We start from the raw sequence: 22024 nt of genomic DNA, 5'->3' as shown, positions 1-22024 counted from the left end.
TCAAAAAGGAGTTTTTTAACAGATGGCTTTAATTGTTCAGAGACCGCTTGGTACAGCTGACGTAACACCTGCAGAGATCCACAAATGGTATACTGTTGAACAGGTATCCCGCAATACTGCGCGTACATTCGGTTTCAGGGAAATAAGATTTCCTACCTTCGAAAACACCGACCTTTTCCTGCGTTCAGTAGGAGAAACAACAGACGTTGTTCAGAAGGAAATGTACACCGTAATGGCTAAGGAAAGCAAGTTCACTCTCAGACCTGAAGGTACTGCCGGAACTATCCGTGCCGTAATGCAGAACGGTATGCTCAATGACGCTCTTCCGCAGAAGGTTTTCTATCTGACTTCATGTTTCAGGCACGAAAAGCCTCAGGCAGGAAGACTCAGAGAATTCCATCAGTTCGGTGCAGAAATGCTCGGAAGCGCATCCCCTGCTGCTGATGCTGAAATGATCTCAATGGCACATACCCTGCTTGAAACACTCGGCCTTAAGAACATTGAGCTCAACATAAACTCCATCGGCTGTCCGGTATGCCGTGCAAAATATCACACTGCTCTGAAGGAGTACTTCTCGGAAAAGAAGTCTGAGCTCTGTGAAACATGCCACAGCCGTCTTGAAAAGAACCCGATGCGTATCCTCGACTGCAAGAGTCCGATATGCTCAGGTATCGCCAAGGACGCTCCTCTTATTTTAGACTTCCTCTGCGAAGAATGCTCGGATCATTTCGAACAGCTCAAGGGACTTCTCGATGCTATGAAAATCAGCTACAGAGTAAACCCTAAGATTGTCCGCGGACTTGACTATTACACAAAAACTGTTTTTGAATTCATCACAACAGACATCGGTGCCCAGGGTACAGTCCTCGCAGGCGGAAGATACGACGGTCTTGTTGAACAGCTCGGCGGTGCCCACACTCCTGCTCTCGGTTTTGCAGCAGGTCTTGAACGACTCATACTCACAATGGAAAAACAGGGTGCGTCATTCATGGAACAGTCAAAGTGCGACCTTTACATCGCTCCGATGGGCAGTGCCGCAGTTAAGGAAGCCGCACGTCTTGCAGGTCTTGCAAGAGCTGAAGGCTTTACTGCTGAATACGACCTTATGAACAAGAGCGTAAAGGCTCAGATGAAATATGCCAACAAGCTCGGTGCTGCTTTTGTAATTGTTCTCGGTGACTCGGAACTTGAAAACAAGAGTGCAAAGCTTAAAAATATGGAAACCGGAGAAGAAACAGAGATCTCTCTCGGTGACTCATTTGCTGAAGACTTCTCTATCCACGTTATTACAACAAGGATAGCAAACGAAGACGACGGCAGTCTTTTAAAGATATGACCTGATCTCCGGCTAGGCCGGAGATTCTTATGTCCATAATAAAACTGAAAGGAATACTTAAAATGGCAGATAATATGCAGGGCCTCAAAAGAACCCATTACTGCGGCGAAGTTGACGGCATAGGAAAAGAAGTAGTTGTCGGCGGATACGTACAGAAAATGCGTAATCTCGGAAACCTCATCTTTATTGATCTCCGCGACAGAACAGGTATTGTTCAGCTTGCCTTCAACGACAACACAGACAGAGCGATATTTGAAAAGGCAGCTTCATGCCGTGCGGAATTCGTACTTATGGCAAAGGGTACAGTTGAGGAAAGATCAAGCAAGAATCCTGATCTTAAGACAGGCAATATCGAGATCATCGTAACTGACTTACGTATCCTTGCAAAGGCTCAGACACCGCCTTTCGAGATAACAGACGAAACAAAGGTAAACGAGGAGCTCAGACTCAAGTACCGTTTCCTTGATCTCCGCCGTCAGCCGCTCCAGAAGAACATCATGATGCGTCATGAGATTGCAAGAGCAGCAAGAGAATACTACTACGACCACGGATTTATTGAAATAGAAACTCCTATGATGATGAAGTCAACACCGGAAGGTGCCCGTGACTACCTCATCCCTTCAAGAGTACACAACGGCAAGTTCTACGCTCTGCCGCAGTCTCCTCAGATCTACAAGCAGCTTCTCATGATCGCCGGTTACGACAGATACATCCAGCTTGCGAGATGCTTCCGTGATGAGGACTTAAGAGCAGACAGACAGCCTGAATTCACTCAGATAGACCTTGAAATGTCATTCGTTGACGTTGAGGATATCCTCCAGATGACAGAAGGATTTGTTTCATACCTCTTCAAAAAGGTTCTTAACGTTGACATTCCTGTTCCGCTTCCGAGACTTACATACACAGAAGCTATGAACAGATACGGTTCAGACAAGCCTGATACAAGATTCGGCATGGAGATCACTGATATTTCCGACATCGTTAAGTCATGCGGATTCGGCGTGTTCACATCTGCAATCGAAAACGGCGGCAGCGTAAGAGGTATCGTTGCCAAGAACGCTGCATCAGTACTCACAAGAAAAGAAATAGACAAACTCACCGAAGCTGCAAAGGGTATCGGCGCAAAGGGTCTTGCATACATCAGATGGAACGACGAAGAACCTGCATGTTCATTTGCAAAGTTCATGACACCTGAAGAACTCAAGGCGGTTCTTGCCGCTCTCGGATGCGAAAAGGGCGACGTTGCTCTCATCGTAGCTGACAAGAACAAGGTAACACTTCCTGTTCTCGGCGCACTCAGACTCACCGTTGCAAAGAAGCTCGACATCATCCCTGAAGGCTACAACTTCCTCTGGATCACAGAATTCCCGTTCTTCGAATACGACGAGGAAAGCGGCAAGTGGCTTGCAATGCACCACCCGTTCACAATGCCTATGGACGAATGTCTCCAGTACCTCGACACAGCACCTGAAAAGGTATTTGCCAAGGCCTACGACCTCGTACTCAACGGTATTGAGCTCTCATCCGGTTCAATGCGTATCACCGACTACGAGCTCCAGCAGAAGATGTTCCGCTCACTCGGTCTTACCGAAGAAGAGATCGAAGCCAAGTTCGGATTCCTCGTTGAAGCCTACAAGTACGGCGCACCACCTCACGGCGGTCTCGGCATCGGTCTCGACAGACTTTCAATGCTCATGTGCGGCTGCGACAGCTTAAGAGATGTAACAGCATTCCCGAAGGTACAGAACGCAAGCGAACTCATGTCAGAGTGTCCTTCAGTAGTTGACAAGGAAAACCTCGACGTTCTTGGAATCAAAGTAATTGAAAAAGAGGAAAACTGATTAACTGCAAATTTCCTATGCATAGCTGCATAAAAAACACACTTTCTAGTTCAATAAAAATCCCCCTTGGAGTACATGTTACCGACCACCCATAATGTCGTCCAATAGGCACTGTATCTTGTCACGCAGGCAACAGTTCTGTCAAGGGAAATGTACAAGATTCTGGAAAGTCAGTCCTGCAACTGCGGCCCAGACACGGAATGCTCACGGGAAAACCAACGCGATAAACCCATCCTTCGGGCACGCGGTAACAAATAATAGAAAACGGCATCGTTCCGATTCGAATTTCGGGATGATGCCGTCTGTGTTTTTATCTATAAAAATGATATAATAATTGTATTAACCTTTAGAAAGGAATAAACGATAGCTGTTTTGATCGTCATAACTCGCAATTATGACACAGCTATCGTCCCTCAACAATGAAAAGTATATCATTTTTTCGTGAAAAAGTCAAGGACGGAATCGTCGAAATTACAGGAACAAATTCACCTGTTTGTCCAATTTGCGGCAAACCAATGAAGTCACACGGAAGGTGCAGACGGTATCTGCGCGTATCCGGCGAAGAGCGAATCACTCTGTCTCTCAGAGTTTTCTACTGCCCGGAATGCGACCGTTATCACCGCGAGCTTCCGGATTACGTTGCTCCTTACAAACATCTCAGTACTGAAATAATAGCTGAAATATATGATGGTCTTGACAACTATGATGTTGATGACAGCACGATAATACGCATCCGAAACTGGGTAAGAAAGTTCCTGAATTTTGGTTCTGCGACTGTCAGAAGACTTAAAATTGAGCATCCTGCACTGGTCGTCAGAAGCAGTTTTGAATCAACATTTGACACGCTCACCTATTTTGTCAGAATAGTCGTAAATTCCAATGAATGGAAGTTCATTAGTTCGCCTGTCATTTCAGTCTGACCTGTACTATGATAGAGATATCAACTACAAGGAGGTACCTCTATGGACATGAAAAATCAGAAACTGGCAAAAGAGATAGCTGAACAGCGTGTGATCATGATAGCGCCACTGCTTGATACCACTCTGTCTCAGGATGAGTATTACGGCAAGCGCCGGGAATTAGCTGATACGTTTGAAGTATCAACAAGAACACTCCAGCGCTATGTGGATGCGTATAACGGAAATGGAATCGACGGATTAAAACCCAAAGGGAAAGTACCGGAACAGAATACCGTGATCACTAAGGAGATCCTGGAAGAGGCAATCCGTCTGCGCCGTGAAGTTCCGTCACGAAGCGTCCCTACCATCATCCAGATACTTGAACTTGAAAACAAGGTCGAAGTTGGCATGCTGAAACGAACGACGCTTCAGCGTGCACTATCAAGGGCGGGTTATTCATCTCAGATGATGAAGACCTATCAGGATCATGGATACGGTTCACAGCGTTTTGCCAGAGTTCATCGCTGTGACTTGTGGCAGGGAGACCTGAAATACGGACCAACGCTGACTATCGACGGAAAGCCGCAGCCAACGTACATGTCGTGTCTGATTGACGATGCAACACGTTACATTGTTCATGCTGAGTTTTATGGAGATATGGAGCAGAGCATTGTTGAGGATACACTGAAGAAAGGCATTCAGAAATTTGGACTTCCCCGTCGTATCTACTTCGACAACGGTTCACAGTATCGTACCCAATGGATGAAGCGTGCATGCAGTCTTCTGAGTATTAAACTGCTGTATGCTAAACCGCGTAATCCTCAGGGTAAAGGAAAACAGGAACGCTTCAACCATACCGTTGACTCGTTCATTGAAGAGGTAAACCTGAACCGTCCTGACAGCATAGAAGAACTGAACAGACTGTTTAACGCCTGGCTCTCTGAATGTTACCACAGTAAAATACACAGTGCACTCGGAATAACCCCGGAACAGGCATTCAAATGCGATTCCATGCCATTACGCTATCCGGATGATGCAATACTCTCAACTGCTTTCCTGCACTGTGAAACCCGTAAAGTTAACAAGTCAGGATGTATCAGCTTCATGGGTAAAGATTATGATGTTGGCGTTCTTTATGCCGGACAGCAGGTGGATGTTGTTTATGATCCTCAGAATATTGCACGTGTAAGGATTGAAGCAAAGAATCATGAACCGTTTTACGCTGAACCGGCTAAGGTAGGTACACACGTTGCTAAAAAACCGAAACGTGCTGAAATTGAAAGTATCCCAGCGGATTCTTCAAGACTTCTTGATGCTGTTACAAAGAGCGCCGGGGAAAAGGAACGTCGAGCTATTATTTCGTATTCACAGGTATTGGAGGGTGCTGAAAATGTTTGAAATGTTTTATGGTATGCAGCATACACCGTTTACGCGCGGTATTCCATCTGATCAGCTGCACAGAACACATCAGAATACTGAAGTTTTCAGTCGTCTGATCATCACTGCACAGAAACAGTCATTCGCACTGCTGATTGGTGAACCAGGTACCGGCAAGACAAGTACACTTCGTCGTTTAAAGGATGAACTTCCTGAATCAGAGTACATGGTTCTGTACGTTTCTGATTCAAAACTGACTCCGCGAAGCTTCTACAACTATCTCCTGAACCAGCTCGGATGCAAATCCGAATTTCATCGCAATGCAGCGAGAAACGCTTTGCATAAGCAGATTGAAATAATGAGGAATATGCAGAAACGTAAAGTGGTCGTGATTCTTGACGAAGCACATCTGTTGCCAAAAGAAATGCTTGAAGAGGCCCGCTTTCTTCTGAATTACAAAATGGATTCCGAAAATCCAATGGCACTAATACTTTCGGGTCAGACTGAACTCTGGGACAAACTCCGTCTTTCCGCATACAGAGCCATTCTTGAAAGAGTAGATGTTGAATGCTTTCTTACTCCTATGGATTTTTCAGAAACCAAGCAGTACATTGAATCACAGCTTCATTATGCCGGACAGGAAAATCCTGTCTTCACTGAAGATGCAATGAAATCTATTTTTACTTTTTCAGGCGGAAATCCACGACTCGTAAACCGTGCCTGCAGTCAGTCACTTATCTATGGTGCACAGATGAAACAGACCTGTATCGACAGCAAATCTGTAGATATTGTACTTGAAAACGAAGTAACCGGAGCCGGTCACTGATTATCTGATGTTGCGGTTCAACTTGATTAACGGGCTTTTGCCCACAATGGAGGATAGGGCAACGCTGGGGAGCGACCTGAGCGCCATGTGGGATTTTGCCGAGAGCATAGCTCTCTAGATTGAAATTGACACCTCCGTGCTGGGGGTGTCAGTTTGTTTTTCCAATTCAGTTGACAAAATACTGTCCCTGCCCTGACAAAATACATTCACTTTTGGATGACAGGATAGGTGGGCGCTAACAGTACATCAAAAGTGTAATGTCTCCAGGGGGATTTATTTTTATATCATTTTCGAAAATATCGATTTTTGAACAGATCACAGTTCGTTACTAAGGAAACGCTGATTTATTCATAAATCAGCGTGGGGCTCAGGGGCGAAGCCCCGCAAATCCCACCTCCGGAAATCCGGCGAAGCCAGATTTCCGATATAATCAGTGTTTCCCTAAAATAAAGAAGGCGTTGTTTCAGATAAGTAGATATTGGTTTTATTCTTAATCGACTTAACTGTTTCATCCAGCGATCTTTCATCATTAAAATATTGTTCTGATTCTTCCCAGATAATATTAAACAAATCTGTATCTCCAATATATTTACAATCAGCACTATTAATTACATTTAAACAGCGTTCCTTTTCTTTACTGTCTCCTGTAAAAACTTTATCATATGCAGATTTTTTTACAGGGATTCCACGATATAAACTATTCTGATACTCATCAGACAAACAATATTCAATAAATCTCCAGGCGCCTTCCTTGTTTTCAGAATTATCGAGAATCGAAATACTTTCCAACGGTTCTACAACTATGCCCTTTCCTTGATTGGTTGGAAATCCGCAATAAGAAATATCTGCATTCTTCTGAAAGAAATATGGTGTCATAACACAGCCACGATACGCATTATTATTTTCTTTTGTAATTTCCACATACCCAAAATTGATTCGATTTCCATCACTGATATCGTGAACGTTTTCTTTTAGAAATTTTAAAATCGAACGGAAATCATTATTTACAAAGTCATTGTTTTTTATATATGCTGAAAAAAGATTAGATGCAAGTCCAAAACGATGTTCATTCATCTGAGAAACATCATTTAAGAAATCATTAAGCTTTATACTGCTAACATCCTCCCCTGCTCTTTTAATCATAGTGTAAATATTAAATTCTGTTATCATTGTGTAAAGCTTTGCGTCACTTCGATAAAGATTAATTACTCCATAAAAATAACGATCATCATTAATCTCTGAATTCTCATTTAAATAATTTGAAAAATCTGCAAAAACAAACGAATTATAATTTTCAGCTTTTATCGGAGAATAGTTATTAAACACTACTAAATCCGTTTTCTTCATGACAATATCCATATTTAAACTATTTACAGAATCCTCATCAAAATTATAATCAACGCATTCAATAATATACTCATCGTCTTTGCTGTTATAATTTACCACCTGATTTTTTAACGCTTGCGAAATATCTATCCCGGACATTTTAATCACCTGTTTTGATTTTGCTGCATCATCCTTCGATAACAAATAATATGAATGATCATCACTTATCACATAATTTTTATTGTAGCCAAAAAAATCTGAAGGCGTAAATTGTATTCCACAATTAATCAAACTTAGTATTTCTGTTAACTCGCATTTATCTATATTATAGCCAAACACTTTCTTCCCGTCCGTTGTAAATAAATCATATTGATTGTTCCCGGAATAGATTCTTTTGAACACTAAATTTTCATTATATGTTCCCCAACCACCTTCTGAATTTATTTTTTGGACAATATATTTTTCATCATAGCTAATATAATTAACATAAAGCTCATCATTGACTATTTCCGAATTAATATACGACAGCATCTTATTGCTATCTTCCATATCGTACTTTAAATTTCCATATTCATCATAACAGCATATCTGGTATCTTGAATCCTTGTTTTCAATAATATATATATTGCCTATATTATCAGATTTCAACGCCAAAGGATATCTTTCGTTATTATATACCGGAACTCTGAATGACGAATGAGTTCCATCTGATTTAATGCGATGAATAATATGTTCCTCGGCTTCATCACTCTCATTAAACGCAGTCTTAACATCATAAGATTCTTCAATGTATAATGTATCTCCATTATTACAAATCTCAACTTTCGAAATTATTGGGCTTTGTTCAATTATAAACTTTTTCTGCTCAATTGTATTTTCATTTTCATCTTTTACTAAAACACAATAGTATTCTTGAATTTCCGGATACCGTAGTACTATAAAGCTCTCATCAGAACATGTTCCAATATAAGTTTCATTTTCATCCAGATTCAACTTACCTTCATTATTTGTATCATTATACTCGAAAGCAACTTCTCGTGATAGTGTTTTCCCACTGTTTTTATCTATAATATTAGTGTACACTTGTCCATCAGCTATTGTTTGAACATACAACATTTCATTTTCAATAAATATATCATATACATCTCCTGGCATATCTGAATAGTCATCAGATTTATAATCTAAATGCAGCTCCGCATCCAATTTAAAAAGAACAGTTTCTTCCGCATCAGACGTGAATATGTATATATTATTTTGTTTATCTGTGATTATCCTGTATGCTCTTAGTAAATATTCAGAAACATCTGTTTCAGTGCAATTATCGAAACCATCTTCAAATTTATGCAAAATCATTTCTTTATCAAAAACATATACCGTATCACCGTTTACCAGAACAGTTTCTATATCACGAATGTTGTATTTCTCCATGTTTTTTTGACATCAAGAGGTTCATTTTGCTATCTAAAAGATTGACGGTACTAATCTGATTATTATTAAATTTAAAAGTATATATTACATCATCGCTGTAGTAAAATTTCTCCTCCTTATCCAGACTATACGTATATTCTGCGTTAGACTGCAAGTATCGTGATACCAGATTAGGAGTATCGCCATTATCATCAATAACATATCCAGCAACATACAGTTTATCATCTATACACTTCATAGCTTTCTTAATGTAAAAATCATCGTCTTCCATAAACGCAGAACTATTACAATACTGATTTGATAAGTCGTTATCTGACAATACTATTGTCGGCTCTTCGGACTTACTATTATCAGTAATATCAGAAGTAGTATTACCGCCAAAACTACAACCGCTGGAAAGCAGGATAGAAACGGCAAGTGTAACAGCATAAATTCTTATTTTTTTCATATAAAATGGCTCCTTAAAAAATCAGGCAGTAATAAAGCAAATTCATTACCGCCTGTTCTGTTATTGTTAAATACTTTTGATTTTTCTACCTGATTACTGTGCTTGTATTATTGTTATCAAATTCACTAGGCAACAAATAGTTAAGATTAACTGTTCCGGTATATCCGCCTTTGCTTGCTGAACCATATGCACTTCCATTTCCATACACAGCAATAGTCTCATCTGTGCCAAGTTTGTAGTTTCCATTGAGGTTTCCGGTATAATTATTCGCATAAATTCTAATACCAGTTCCCCATAACGTAACATATTCTTCATTCCAATTATCTACATTATTATTGCCATCAGGAATGATGAACAATCCATTAATATTGTAGGTTTCCTTACAATAATTCAGGTTAAGATAACCTGATCTTGTTTCTGTTCCACCATCATTAGTTCTTACTATTACTGAATTAGTCCAACCAGCTAAGTTTGACGTTATCGTTAAAATTGGTATACAGTCATAATCAGTCCCTGGATAATCAGTTTTATAAACTATTCCAACCGTGCTTGAATTAAAGTCAGATCCCGCCCTCAATGTCAGTGAAGTATTAACGTTGTCACCCGGTATGTATTTTCCAAGATAGTACTTTCCGTTAGCTTTGTAGGCCGAAACTTGAATTGGTGATAATACTGTACCTACAGAAATCATTGCCATAAGAAATACAGCTATTTTATTTTTAATTTTCATATTCAAATCCCCTTTTTATCATATGTGTATATGCCGGCACCAGAACCGCACCTGCACGGAGTATCGACCGCACGCTGCCGGAGAAGAACCGCACTGTACTTAATTAGGTACTCTTCGTGGTGTTCGTCCAGTCCGTTCGCATTTATTCCACAGTCCACTTGACAGCAAGCCTCTATGAGCGCGGTAGTCCGGCAGCACAGGCAGGCAGCCACGAGGGCTGCTGCCTGGCCACCAGCCTACCACACTCATACTCACTGTCAAGCGGCTTTTGCGGCATAAAAGCTCACTTATGCAGAGCGTGAAGAATAGATTGTCCTTGATCTGAAATCGGTGCGGTTTTCGCCCGGCAAAGTGCGGTTCTAGGTCCGGAAAGGTGCGGTTCCAAGTCCGTGTCGTTGCGGTTTATATTCCGGCATATACAATATGCACTTAATTATCGTTTTCAGTTAGAATTCTTACTCTCATTTCAAAAACAAGAATCCGTCATTTTAGAGAGCGCAGTTATGAAAAAATTCGCTTCGTTCCCCTGATTCTCTCAAATCAGTGTCTTCTTAGATACAGTTATCCGCATTTTTCGCATTTTCTATATCTCTAAGGAACTCTGGTTCCTTAGGCTGATGGTATCCAAGAAGTGATGCCGATCCGCAACCGATTAAAGCTGCTTTTTTTCCTGCATCAGCTAAAAGTTTCAGGATACTCTCTTTTGCTTTTTTGCACATTTTCTCTCACCCCCTCATAGGATTTGTAACAAACATAGAAACAGATACAACTAACAATGTTGAATCTATTAAAATGCTGTAACCTGAATTGTATTTTATTTTCAGACAGCAAGAAGTCATTGCCAGCAATATGACTAATACTGTACCGAGAATACGAAAAAAACGTTTTTGATTTATGGTCAACAACTTCTTTTCAACCGTAGCGTAAAATATCGTTACCAGAACAGCCAAAAATATCATACAGTAATGTAGCGTAAAGATCCCCAAATATATACGAGAAGCTGAAAGACATTTCAGCAGGTTACTGACAGAAAAAAGTCAATATTGTTGAAATCATAATTCAGATAAGTACAGCATGATCTGGTTCTGAACATTTTCAGCATATTCACTAGCTGTTATTTTACCATTAATAAAGCTATCCAGTTCATTATACAATATATTATGTATATTTTTATCCGAAATGTTCACTAATCTTCCTCTTGAAAGAAGTGAGAATAATTTTTGGTTGCTGATAGCATATGAATTATAATAATTTAAACCATTAATATCCTTACTCACAGGTAATCCATAATTCAAAATCTGTTCGCCTGAATCAAAAACAGATTCAATAAACCCCCATATAACATCTTTATACTCTGAATTGATATAAATAGACATCTTAATATTTTCGTTAATATGAGCTGTAAACAAACCTTTGTCAGAGATATCAAAATAAGATTTTTCACTTGAAAAATTCATTAGTTCGTAAAAATTATTATATATGGCCAGTTTAAGTTCACCATTGCTACTTTCAGCATTTTTGATATATTCCATCAAATCAACAAACGTATCGGTTTTAAAATAGCATTTCTTACTTGTATAGTCAACATAATCGTCAAGATTATCCACAACCAAATAGTCGAATAATTGAGATATTGTACAGTTAGAAAATTTAAGATTATATTTTTTAGATTTTTCTAAAAAATCAGCTGTAGAAATACCACCCTCAAATTCTGACAAAATGCTGTTGTTCTCAATCACACCAAATCCGATTACAGGCGAAATATAGAATATTTCACTGTTATCAATATCTTTCGGATAAAAATCTTCAAAACTAATTTTACTATTTTTTATATATTCACTGAGATTCTCAAATGCATTATTGTTTTCCATCAATTTTGTATCAAGGCTACCTCCAGATATAAACAAATCAGGAATTTTGCCTTTTATAATATCAATTTTAAACTGATCAATACCAGAATCAAAAGTTTTACTATAATCTTGTGTTACAATGTAATAATCTTTATTTACATGGTTAAAATTCACTATTGCCTTTGATACAGTATCTCCCCAGTAAACAGTGTCTCCTGCTGCAACTATTATTTTTCTTTCGTTTAAACGTTTAAGTGTTTCATCATCTGCCTCTAAAAGCTGAATATACTTTATCCCGAATAATTCACGAAACTTCGGAACGCTGTGAAAAATTATGAATTTCTAAAAATCAATTTTCAAAAGTGAAAATTCGGAATATTTGCCACTATAAAACAGTTCGAGATGGTACACCTATCCTGTAAATATATTTTTTTTGATTTTTCGATTTTCAAAATACTTGGTTTTCCACAACTATTCATTCAGCTGTACATAAAGCTGTTGAATATTGATATACGTTTCTATAATATCGCTCTTGTGTACGCAATTGCTGCAGAACTTAAAGTATTTGTATCTGGACTTGCATACAATTTTTCCTGCTACTTTGAATATAGCCATACGTATAGTATTGGCATTACAGTTTCTAAGTCTTTTACTCAAGGCAAATCTTCTAAACAGATTGAAGATGTTGTATGCAAGCGCATGGATAAGAAATCGGTTAGCGTTTACAGTCATCGACTTACTGCTGACATGTCGGAATCCAAATTCGTTCTTACCTTCCTTGATGAAGTTTTCCATAGCACCGCGTTTACAGTATGCATTGATGAGCTGCTGCGCTTCGCTTTTCATTGAAGTAACAACAAAGGTGTACATGTAAATCATCTGGCCGTATGGTTTTTCAATTTTGAAAACAACACGTCTCGGGTGTTTCCACGAGGAAGCCTGATATTCGAATTCTCCGTATGTACATGCATAGTCAAGCGAATTCAAATCTACAGCTGTTTTCAAATCTTTAAGTTTAGCTTCTGCGAGCTGTCTGAGTACATTATTTTCCTTCAGCCTGATTACATAGCTGATACCATACTTTTCACAAAGATCATATATTTCCGGAGCGGCAAAACCGCTGTCTCCTCTGAGCATACAGTTCATATCAGGATATGATTCAGTATACTCTTTGAATATTGGTTCAAGAAAATCTGCAGCATCTTTACTGCAGTATTTTGATCCTTCGCGTAATTCAGCTCCAATGAGGTCTTTGGTTAATGCATCATAGCATAGTAATGGATGATATCCAACGTTCTGATAATGAAAGTTGAAGGCTGTGCCTTCCTGATTCCCATAAGTATCAAGCAATGTTGAATCCAAGTCAAAGACTATGAATTCAGGTCTTTTAATTGCATAAGCTATTCTTCTTAACTCAGTCAGTATACAGTTAAGCTGCTTGATTGTAGTTCCATCTGCGCGGCTGAAAAATCTTGACATTGATGACTGTGAAGCAATGCGATCCTTGTTTAGGGAAGTTGTGAGAACATGTTCATGAGCAAGCTCATTAGCATCGTAATCGTTGTAGTATGAAAGAAAAATCTGTGAAATTGCCTGATGAAGATTATCTGCGTCAGTGTGAAATCTAACAGCGGAATCTTTTGTTTTAAACAGCTGAAACAGCTTTTTTATACCTGTTACATGCATGAATTCTTCTATCAAAAGGGCACCGGAATCTGACGTTAAATCGCCACCATCGAAATTAAATTTCACAGAACTATTGAATTTAAATGAAAAATCGCTTATACTATTAATCATGAGAGCTTCTCCTTTGTTATTTTGTTGTTTGGCGATTTCAATTATAACAAATTTGAAGCTCTTTTTCTATACCATAGCTTCACTTTTTAGGTGAAACATGAAAAACTTTTTAAATTACATGATTATGTGGCTGAAAAGAGTTTCTTTATGCCGCGATGAATAATTCAGGTTTATATTATTATTTTCGTTTGTGTCGCACAAATATTTATTATCAGCAATTTTAGTGAACATGCTTTCGATATTAGAAATACCTGAATCATAATAATTTATAATTCTGCTACTTGTTTCAGTTTCTTGCTCATAACCATATATTACTGAACCTATTGTATAATACAAGTCATACTGTTCATCTCCAGAGTAACAATTGTTTATATCAAGATCATGGAAATATCTAAGCGGAATAGCATCTGTATTAGTAATTTCTGATATTCCACAACCATCGATATATTTATCGTATACTGCGTATATCGAATCACCGCTATTAAGTAATTTATAAACGATAGAAAAATCAAGGATATACTCATTCAGAATTTTTCCATCTAAATCATATACTGTTGTCCACAAATTGTTATCTGTATCATATACAATCGCATAAAATTTATTATCACAATACTCAATTTTAATGCTCTCTGATATTTGATTAATTGTACTACTTTCAAGTTGAATCTCTTTTACTGTTTTAAATTCACTATCATTTATAATAACTTTAGTTATCTTTGTGTTTTCATCGGTTAAACTGTATATAATATCCCCGTGTTTCGTGAATTGTATATTATTCATGTTGGAATCTAATCTGTATTCGCTTATGGCACCGTCAATGGATACATGCGTAATGCATGAGCTGATTTCATCTTCACAATCTTCAAAAAACATTATTTTATCTGAAGACTGTGTTACTCTTTGAACAATATAATTTTCAGGCAAATCAAAATCACTTTTATAATTCGTATCCAAATTCCAGATATTAATCTTTTTTGAATTTTTTGATATTATATCTGAGTTATAATAATTCCAAAATACAAACTGTGCATCAGGTACCTCATACATTTGTTTTAAAGTTCCGTTATTGTAATCAAGTACATCAATATATGAACATATCGTATATTCATGAGTATCTGGATCTGTGTTGCTATCGTTTGAAATCAAAATTATATTTGTACCGTCATCGTATATTTGATACGCCATTCCAGGCAGATCTGGATATTCATTACTGAAAATAACTTTGTAATTACTATTAAGTACATATAGTGTAATAATACCATCTATATCTCCAGCTAAATATATTCTTTCTTTTGTTCCGAGTAAACGTATATTATGTATTTCCGAATTAATATTCAAAAGTTTCTTAATATCTATTTTTTTTATGAAATCAAAGTTTTTATCATATATAAACAGTGTATCTCCGGCAAAATCTTTCAGTATAAAATTATCTCCGTTACTCTGTATGACAGAAACAACATTAGATATTACTTTCTCGTATTCAATTTCTCCGGTATTTATATTAACACTGCTTACCTTATCATCATGAAGGACAAACATAGTTTCTCCTACTATACATGAATCTTTAACAGATGAATAGTCAATGTTTAAGTTAATAGTTTTATATTCATCACTCTTATCCGAAACTATAAGGCATCTTTTATTTGATTTTATACTTTTGCTTCCTGAAATAAGCAAATCATTCCCGCAGTAATTTATAGCGTCAATCCATTCGTATCCATATTTTTTCGAATTCAGACGTTTCATAATACTCCTCAAGTTTATACTCTGTTTGTTTAATATTATTTGATTTAGTGTTCATATCCGCAGTATTATTTGATGATATCATTTCATTTTTATTACAAGATGAAAGAAGAAACACAATGGCAACTACGAAAATTATAAGTGATATTCTTTTCATTTTCAGACTCCACTATAAAGATAAATGTTGCCGACAGGACCGGCAACATTTATCCAAATTCATTATCATCCCTTATTTCGTATAATTAATTACGCCAACCGTCATATAAGGTGAAGAATATCCTGTGTTATATGTATATCCAATAACGCTGTTATCATACATAAGATACCTATATGTATCTTTTCCTACTATGCCATCATCATCCAAGCCATTGTTCCTCTGATATTCCTTGATTGCATAATCAGTGTTGTTACCTATTATTCCATCCATAGTCACATTTAGGCAATATTGAATTACTCTAACATGATGTTCACCGGATTTATCAATACGATTTCTTGTTAATCCATAGGCTTTAATATAGTTATTTTCGCTATTACCATTAGTAATTACTGATGGATAATTGATATAAGGATATGTAGTGCTGTTATTAACGTTATATGCCCAAGCTGAAACGACAACATTATTATGTGAAATCATTGATGTACAAATGGTTGTAATAATGCCCATAGCACAAATCATTTTTTTTACCATACTCATAGTTAGATTGCCCCTTTGTTATTAATAACATTTACAGTTGTTTTTTCATGTATTCCGGCTCCTTTGGCTGATGGTATCCAAGAAGTGATGCCGATCCGCAACCGATTAAAGCTGCTTTTTTTCCTGCATCAGCTAAAAGTTTCAGGATACTTTCTTTTGCTTTTTTGCACATTTTCTCTCACCCCCCCTCATAGGATTTGTAACAAACATAGAAACAGATACAACTAACAATGTTGAATCTATTAAAATGCTGTAACCTGAATTGTATTTTATTTTCAGACAGCAAGAAGTCATTGCCAGCAATATGACTAATACTGTACCGAGAATACGAAAAAAACGTTTTTGTTTTATAGTCAACAGCTTATTCTTATTTTCAACCGGAGCGTAAAATATCGTTATCAGAACAGCAAATATAATAATACAATAATGTAGTTCAGAACACTGCTCAATCGCAACGTTTTTATACGCAAGAATGACAAAAAGTGTAACGCAAATGAATATCATATTGCACTGAAAATATGTCTTAGCATGATACCCTCCGCATATTGAGCGAAGAATCGCAAAGATTAAAAAATATATAAGAGAAGCTGTCACGCATTTTAATAATATTCCACAAGTTACTGCTAGAATAAAAGTCAGTATTGTTGAAATCATTATTTCAAAACCATACTGATAAATATCCTCTGACGAATTATCTATTATTTTATTTTTCAAAAGGATATCGACTATAAATGAGGCTGTGCCGGATATCATACAGTTGTTAAACCTCTCATTTCACTCAATACTGATTTACTCAGCTTCCTTTGAAGCATACATAGTATTGCAGTATTTATCCAGCAAATCATTACGTGTAAAGTTTTCAATCATATTTTCTACGTACTTATCCATTTCAGAAGAACGATATATATATGTATCATTGTTTTTTAGTAAAATTCCATATATCCCGCCTATGAGTTCATAATCACCAATTGAATTAATTGTTTCTGTTTTCTTTAAACAAAACGCATATTCCTGATTAATTATAGGCAATTCTCCATTATTAACAACTTCATAGTAAACTGAATTATCTATCTCTTCTTCTGTAATGTTAGTGTCACTTTCATATTTATCTCCAGTCATATATAATACATCACTCAAATTTTCTCTTAGACTTATATATCCACCATATGTGCATATTTTCAAATTTGTTCCAATTTTCAAATTGCTGTTTAAATTATCTGTTACAACAACATCAATTACTGTCCACGGACTCCCTCCAGCACCTGATTTACTCAGACATATATAGTTTATCCCAACAACTTTTGCAGTTAAAAGAAACACGTCATTATAATCCATAATATTATCTAAATTCAATATACGATCATATTCAAGTTCCGCTTCGTTTCTTAATATATTTTTCCCTTTGTATTTTTCTGGAACATCTGGAACAACAGTGAATTTATAATTCTCTGTACTTGAGCTTACCGATTCCGATATTTTAGTTTCAGAAACAACATCAGTTTGCGGAACAACAGACACCTCTTCCATTGCACCACACCCATTTAAAAATACAGTAAATAATAGTATTATAGCAGAAAGGTTCTTATTGTTTTTCGCCATTATTATTCCTCCTATAACTTAACCATACAAGTGATTGATAGTCTGTAAATCGAAAGCATTAGCTCTGGTTGCTGTCAATCCATATGCAGTTTGACACATAATACTTGCAGAATTACAATTTTGATGACTTAATCCCATTCCATGTCCTATTTCATGGGCGACTGTCTGTTTAATTCCTGTAGCTGTGTCGTATCCTTGTTCTGCCATATAAGTGACATTGATAATAATTTTAGCCCATCCATAATTAGAATCAAGCACCTTGTTATTTATATCAACTCTATTACTTCCAATGTAGTGACGAGTACTCGCCATTGTGCCGTATGGTAATTCACCGTCATTAAGTACTACTTCAAAATATGCAGCGGATTTTATACTCGTTTCATGAATTGAAATAGATGTTGTTACTCCTACTGAATTTGTTGTATATACCCATTCATAAAATGCATCTTGTATTGGTGAAGTATAATTTGCTGGCAGATAAGGATCTATCCAATAATACCGTGTGTTCGAACCATATGCACCTACTCCGTAATTCATGACTTTGTCACCCAGCGTATGATAACGCGGAGGAGGAGTACCAACGTTTGAGGCAAAATGGCATCGATATCCATCAACATAATTTCCGCATGGTACAGGTGAATAAGCCCAAACTGTGTTAATTGGTAGCAATGCTGAAATTAAAATCGCAATAGTATTCTTAATAAATTTTTTCATAATTACGCTCATCCTTTCCTATATCTCCATCTTATATATTAAACTCTATTTTGTGATGCCATTATATCATCCACAAAAAAATCAGTCAATGCTTTTGGCGCAAGTGGGCGTTCGTTGGCACAAGTGGGCAAGTTTTCAACACTTTCAATGATTTAAACGGCCTACTGCATATCCGTATTGATTTCACAATATTTTTTTGTTATAATGACAAATATACAAGGAGGGATAACTATTGAGATTTGCTATAATAGATGATGAGCAGCCATTCCTTGAGCAAATAACAAAAACTATAAAATCATTGATAAATGAGCCTGTTTCAATCGACTGCTATATAAAAGCTTTAGATTTTTACGCTAAAACCCAAGAAACTGAATATGACGCTTATTTTATAGATATTGATATGCCTATAGTAAACGGATTTGAGTTAAGTCAAAAACTTCTGGAGCAAAACAGTGATATTCCTATTATATATGTAACTGGCCGTGATGAACTTGTTATACAGGCATTCAGATATAAAGCGCTTGGATTTGTAAGAAAACAAAACATGGAATCTGAACTCAGATATGCCCTTAGCACATTATTTAAAGAATTTGAAAATAACTACGGTTTTATAAATGTTACAGAAGTTAAGTGTACCGGCGGCAGAGAACATAGAATCCCTGTGAAAACTATAAAATACATCCAAACCGACGGACATAATACTATCATTCAATTAAGTAACAGCAAAACAGTTACCGTAAGAAAACCACTATCATTTTACTACAAAAATGAACTATTCAAGAATTTTATCCTTATTGACTCTGGCACATTGGTAAATCTTAAGTTGATTACTTACATTGATAACAAAGTTGTTTTTAAAGACGGAAAATCATTTGCTGTCAGTAAACGAAGATACAAGTCCGTGTATGAAGCCTGGCTTAAATCACGAAGGAGACTACTGATATGATTTATACAATAGCGGAATACACAGCCACCATTATTGAGTGTATTATCATACTATTGTTTTTAGTTTTATCGTCAAGATATAAACAAACTTCAAAACAAAAAAACATATTCAAGACTATATTTTTTTCCGTATTAATAGTAACCAATGCACTTCTTTGGGACAATATCACCATTCTATTTGAACATGAACTTCTTCATATCTGCACATACATATTATTGTTTTACATTACCTCCGAAGCAATATTTATAGGAAAATGGTGGCGAAAACTGGTTATCATTTTAATAGCGATATTATCTGTATTTCTGGTCAATCTTGTCGTAACTTTATGTTCAGGAGTAATACTTGGAGATCATTATTCGCAGATTTTATTGATGAGAAATCCTACACGAGTATTTTTATTACTCCTTACAAAGCTCGGTTTAGCTGTTATTTTATTTATAATAAGCAATTTTATCAGAAACAAAAATTATAGTCTTCAGTTTATGCAGTGTATCATTACTACCGTTTTATTAATAACATCTATTATTTCCGGAGTAACAATTGAAAAAATGCTTTTGGATAATGTTGTTTCCTTAAAATATGCATCTATAATAATGATTTGTATATCAATAATTGTCATACTACTTTTCAGCATCATTGTTCAGTTTTCAATAAAGAATAACGCCGATATTATCAAAGTCGCATTGCAAACTAAACTTCATGATGATGAGCAACGTATCAATGAACTTGTACAAATGAACATTTCTGTAAAATCCGTAAAGCATGATCTTCGCAATCATACAACAGTTCTAAAAAAACTTTTAGCCGAGCAAAATATAAACCAAGCACTTAATTATATTGAAAAACTTGATTCTGATATTTCGGACATTCAAGCTATTAGCAATACCAATAATCCAGCTTTGAACGCTATTCTTGATGCTAAACGAGTAATCTGCAAAAAAGAAAATATTGATTTAAAATGTTATCTGCAAAGTGAACTTCCAGATTTTGATTATTTCTCGCTCAGCACTGTTTTGGGAAACTTGATGGACAATGCAATCGAAGCAGAAAAAAATGAAGAGAACAAAGTAATAAAACTATCTATAACATCAGATAGCAACAATATCGAAATTACCATTCAGAACAGGATCTCTGAAAGTGTGTTGATTAATGGTAAACTGCCTAAAACAACAAAAAAAGACAGTCAGAATCACGGATTAGGCATGATAAGCATAACTGAAACTTTAGCCCAAAACAACGGAATTATAGACATATATGAACTTGAAGATTGGTTTGTTACTGATGTAATCATGCGGTGTTAAACTCCGTTTCGCCAAAGTAATTGAAAATATTTTGCTGTACAAAATATATTAAATCCTCTTGTAAAATCAAAAGAAATAGTGTATAATGAATATATGTATTAAACACCCGTGTAAAACACAAACGCGGGATAGTATAAATGATTATGCTGTAGGGACTTCAGAATGATTCTGACGTTCACTATTATCAAACGATTTGGGGGTTATTAATTATGAGACTTGTAACAAGATCAGATTTTGACGGACTTGCATGCGGTGCGCTTCTTCTTGAAGTGGGTATCGTGGATTCATGGAAATTCGTTCATCCTAAGGATCTTCAGGACGGACTGTTTGAGGTAACTGAGGATGACGTACTTGCAAACGTTCCTTTCGTTGAAGGATGCGGACTCTGGTTCGACCATCACTCAAGCGAACATGAAAGAAACCAGCTTGAAGGCAAGTACAAGGGCGAAAGCCGTATTACTCCTTCCTGCGCAAGAATTATCTATGACTACTACGGCGGCAAGGAACGTTTCTCACACTTTGACGACATGATGGAGGCCGTTGACAAGGTTGACTCCGGCCATCTCACAATAGACGAAGTTCTCAATCCTTCCGGCTGGATACTCGTCGGATACCTTATGGATCCGCGTACAGGACTGGGACGTTTCAGAAACTTCACCATCAGTAACTATCAGCTCATGGAAAAGCTTCTCCATGCATGCAGAACCATGAGCACTGACGAGATACTTGCTCTTCCTGACATTCAGGAGCGTATTGCTGTCTACAACGAACAGACAGAGCTTTTCAAGAAGATGGTACACGAACACACCGAGATCAGAAAAGACGTTATCATCACCGATCTACGCGGCGTTGAGACCATTTACACTGGCAACCGTTTCATGATCTACAGCCTTTATCCGGAACAGAACATTTCAGTATGGATCGTAAACGGACGAGGCGGCCTTGGCTGCTCATGTGCAGTAGGTCACAGCATACTCAACAGAACTTCAAATGTAAACGTAGGAAGCCTGATGCTGAAGTACGGCGGCGGCGGTCACCGCGTTGTCGGCACATGCCAGTTCCAGGACGATGAAATGGCTGAAAAGGTTCCTGCTCTTCTTGATGACATTGTAAACTACAAGGGCGAATAAAACATAATGAATTAACAGAAATGCCGTTCCGGATTTTAT

19 protein-coding genes are annotated in these 22024 nt (G+C 37.0%); 8 read left to right on the top strand and 11 right to left on the bottom strand.

Going from position 1 to position 22024, the window contains the following annotated elements; genetic code table 11:
• The first annotated feature begins 22 nt into the window (after window positions 1-22).
• The 5 genes from hisS to CC97_RS15490 all read left to right on the top strand — a co-directional run bounded on the left by hisS (window position 23) and on the right by CC97_RS15490 (window position 6279).
• On the top strand, window positions 23-1336 hold the full coding sequence (gene hisS, locus CC97_RS15510) for a histidine--tRNA ligase (protein ID WP_044976049.1): 1314 nt from the start codon (window positions 23-25) through the stop codon (window positions 1334-1336).
• Window positions 1337-1398: 62 nt separating this feature from the next.
• Window positions 1399-3177 (top strand): aspartate--tRNA ligase, encoded by a 1779-nt coding sequence (gene aspS, locus CC97_RS15505; protein ID WP_044977124.1) that lies wholly within the window; start codon window positions 1399-1401, stop codon window positions 3175-3177.
• A gap of 419 nt (window positions 3178-3596) precedes the next feature.
• Window positions 3597-4097: a DUF6431 domain-containing protein gene (locus tag CC97_RS15500; RefSeq protein WP_197021841.1), complete on the top strand. Its 501-nt coding sequence runs from the start codon at window positions 3597-3599 to the stop codon at window positions 4095-4097.
• A 42-nt stretch (window positions 4098-4139) separates the two neighbouring features.
• Window positions 4140-5474 (top strand): DDE-type integrase/transposase/recombinase, encoded by a 1335-nt coding sequence (locus CC97_RS15495; protein ID WP_049962895.1) that lies wholly within the window; start codon window positions 4140-4142, stop codon window positions 5472-5474.
• Entirely contained in the window at window positions 5467-6279 is an 813-nt protein-coding gene (locus CC97_RS15490) for an AAA family ATPase (RefSeq protein WP_044974499.1), read from the top strand. Before CC97_RS15495 ends, CC97_RS15490 begins: the two co-directional genes overlap by 8 nt.
• Window positions 6280-6720: 441 nt before the next feature.
• On the opposite strand, the gene CC97_RS15485 is transcribed toward CC97_RS15490, so the two are convergent.
• From CC97_RS15485 to CC97_RS15435, 11 genes are all read right to left on the bottom strand, one after another.
• Window positions 6721-9033, bottom strand: a complete 2313-nt coding sequence (locus CC97_RS15485; RefSeq protein ID WP_044976047.1) for a hypothetical protein — start codon at window positions 9031-9033, stop codon at window positions 6721-6723.
• Window positions 9011-9481, bottom strand: coding sequence for a hypothetical protein (locus CC97_RS15480; RefSeq protein WP_044976045.1), 471 nt, complete (start codon window positions 9479-9481; stop codon window positions 9011-9013). The genes CC97_RS15485 and CC97_RS15480 overlap by 23 nt, the downstream gene beginning before the upstream one ends.
• A gap of 85 nt (window positions 9482-9566) precedes the next feature.
• Window positions 9567-10211 (bottom strand): hypothetical protein, encoded by a 645-nt coding sequence (locus tag CC97_RS15475; protein ID WP_044976043.1) that lies wholly within the window; start codon window positions 10209-10211, stop codon window positions 9567-9569.
• Window positions 10212-10762: 551 nt separating this feature from the next.
• Window positions 10763-10930 (bottom strand): cyclic lactone autoinducer peptide, encoded by a 168-nt coding sequence (locus tag CC97_RS19760; RefSeq protein ID WP_081850151.1) that lies wholly within the window; start codon window positions 10928-10930, stop codon window positions 10763-10765.
• A 333-nt stretch (window positions 10931-11263) separates the two neighbouring features.
• Window positions 11264-12235, bottom strand: a complete 972-nt coding sequence (locus CC97_RS15470) for a hypothetical protein (protein ID WP_044976041.1) — start codon at window positions 12233-12235, stop codon at window positions 11264-11266.
• A 297-nt stretch (window positions 12236-12532) separates the two neighbouring features.
• A complete protein-coding gene (locus tag CC97_RS15465) occupies window positions 12533-13855 on the bottom strand; it encodes an IS1380 family transposase (protein ID WP_044973808.1) in 1323 nt (440 codons plus the stop codon).
• A 117-nt stretch (window positions 13856-13972) separates the two neighbouring features.
• Window positions 13973-15604, bottom strand: coding sequence for a hypothetical protein (locus tag CC97_RS15460; protein ID WP_156036942.1), 1632 nt, complete (start codon window positions 15602-15604; stop codon window positions 13973-13975).
• A gap of 226 nt (window positions 15605-15830) precedes the next feature.
• Window positions 15831-16295: a peptidoglycan-binding domain-containing protein gene (locus CC97_RS15450; RefSeq protein WP_044976036.1), complete on the bottom strand. Its 465-nt coding sequence runs from the start codon at window positions 16293-16295 to the stop codon at window positions 15831-15833.
• 31 nt (window positions 16296-16326) lie between these two features.
• Entirely contained in the window at window positions 16327-16467 is a 141-nt protein-coding gene (locus tag CC97_RS19755; RefSeq protein ID WP_081850150.1) for a cyclic lactone autoinducer peptide, read from the bottom strand.
• Between the two features lie 617 nt (window positions 16468-17084).
• Window positions 17085-17894: a hypothetical protein gene (locus tag CC97_RS15440; RefSeq protein WP_044976031.1), complete on the bottom strand. Its 810-nt coding sequence runs from the start codon at window positions 17892-17894 to the stop codon at window positions 17085-17087.
• Between the two features lie 18 nt (window positions 17895-17912).
• A complete protein-coding gene (locus tag CC97_RS15435) occupies window positions 17913-18608 on the bottom strand; it encodes a matrixin family metalloprotease (protein ID WP_044976029.1) in 696 nt (231 codons plus the stop codon).
• Window positions 18609-18840: 232 nt separating this feature from the next.
• On the opposite strand from CC97_RS15435, the gene CC97_RS15430 reads away from it, so the two are divergent.
• The 3 genes from CC97_RS15430 to CC97_RS15420 all read left to right on the top strand — a co-directional run bounded on the left by CC97_RS15430 (window position 18841) and on the right by CC97_RS15420 (window position 21985).
• Window positions 18841-19554 (top strand): LytTR family DNA-binding domain-containing protein, encoded by a 714-nt coding sequence (locus CC97_RS15430; RefSeq protein ID WP_044976026.1) that lies wholly within the window; start codon window positions 18841-18843, stop codon window positions 19552-19554.
• On the top strand, window positions 19551-20855 hold the full coding sequence (locus CC97_RS15425; protein WP_044976025.1) for a GHKL domain-containing protein: 1305 nt from the start codon (window positions 19551-19553) through the stop codon (window positions 20853-20855). Before CC97_RS15430 ends, CC97_RS15425 begins: the two co-directional genes overlap by 4 nt.
• A gap of 209 nt (window positions 20856-21064) precedes the next feature.
• Window positions 21065-21985: an exopolyphosphatase gene (locus CC97_RS15420; protein ID WP_044976023.1), complete on the top strand. Its 921-nt coding sequence runs from the start codon at window positions 21065-21067 to the stop codon at window positions 21983-21985.
• The last annotated feature ends 39 nt before the right edge of the window (window positions 21986-22024 follow it).

The organism is Ruminococcus sp. HUN007 (genome assembly GCF_000712055.1).
Taxonomy (GTDB): Bacteria; Bacillota; Clostridia; order Oscillospirales; family Ruminococcaceae; genus HUN007.
This window is presented reverse-complemented; position numbering and strand designations above follow the sequence as displayed.

Bases quoted from the DNA above. Each gene is read 5' to 3' on its own strand.
- aspS (WP_044977124.1), top strand. From the start codon at position 1,399: ATGGCAGATAATATGCAGGGCCTCAAAAGAACCCATTACTGCGGCGAA.
- CC97_RS19760 (WP_081850151.1), bottom strand. From the start codon at position 10,930: ATGTGCAAAAAAGCAAAAGAGAGTATCCTGAAACTTTTAGCTGATGCA.
- CC97_RS15500 (WP_197021841.1), top strand. From the start codon at position 3,597: ATGAAAAGTATATCATTTTTTCGTGAAAAAGTCAAGGACGGAATCGTC.
- CC97_RS19755 (WP_081850150.1), bottom strand. From the start codon at position 16,467: ATGTGCAAAAAAGCAAAAGAAAGTATCCTGAAACTTTTAGCTGATGCA.
- CC97_RS15420 (WP_044976023.1), top strand. From the start codon at position 21,065: ATGAGACTTGTAACAAGATCAGATTTTGACGGACTTGCATGCGGTGCG.
- CC97_RS15425 (WP_044976025.1), top strand. From the start codon at position 19,551: ATGATTTATACAATAGCGGAATACACAGCCACCATTATTGAGTGTATT.
- CC97_RS15490 (WP_044974499.1), top strand. From the start codon at position 5,467: ATGTTTGAAATGTTTTATGGTATGCAGCATACACCGTTTACGCGCGGT.
- CC97_RS15485 (WP_044976047.1), bottom strand. From the start codon at position 9,033: ATGGAGAAATACAACATTCGTGATATAGAAACTGTTCTGGTAAACGGT.
- CC97_RS15495 (WP_049962895.1), top strand. From the start codon at position 4,140: ATGGACATGAAAAATCAGAAACTGGCAAAAGAGATAGCTGAACAGCGT.
- CC97_RS15440 (WP_044976031.1), bottom strand. From the start codon at position 17,894: ATGGCGAAAAACAATAAGAACCTTTCTGCTATAATACTATTATTTACT.
- CC97_RS15435 (WP_044976029.1), bottom strand. From the start codon at position 18,608: ATGAAAAAATTTATTAAGAATACTATTGCGATTTTAATTTCAGCATTG.
- CC97_RS15475 (WP_044976043.1), bottom strand. From the start codon at position 10,211: ATGAAAATTAAAAATAAAATAGCTGTATTTCTTATGGCAATGATTTCT.
- hisS (WP_044976049.1), top strand. From the start codon at position 23: ATGGCTTTAATTGTTCAGAGACCGCTTGGTACAGCTGACGTAACACCT.
- CC97_RS15450 (WP_044976036.1), bottom strand. From the start codon at position 16,295: ATGAGTATGGTAAAAAAAATGATTTGTGCTATGGGCATTATTACAACC.
- CC97_RS15460 (WP_156036942.1), bottom strand. From the start codon at position 15,604: ATGAAACGTCTGAATTCGAAAAAATATGGATACGAATGGATTGACGCT.
- CC97_RS15480 (WP_044976045.1), bottom strand. From the start codon at position 9,481: ATGAAAAAAATAAGAATTTATGCTGTTACACTTGCCGTTTCTATCCTG.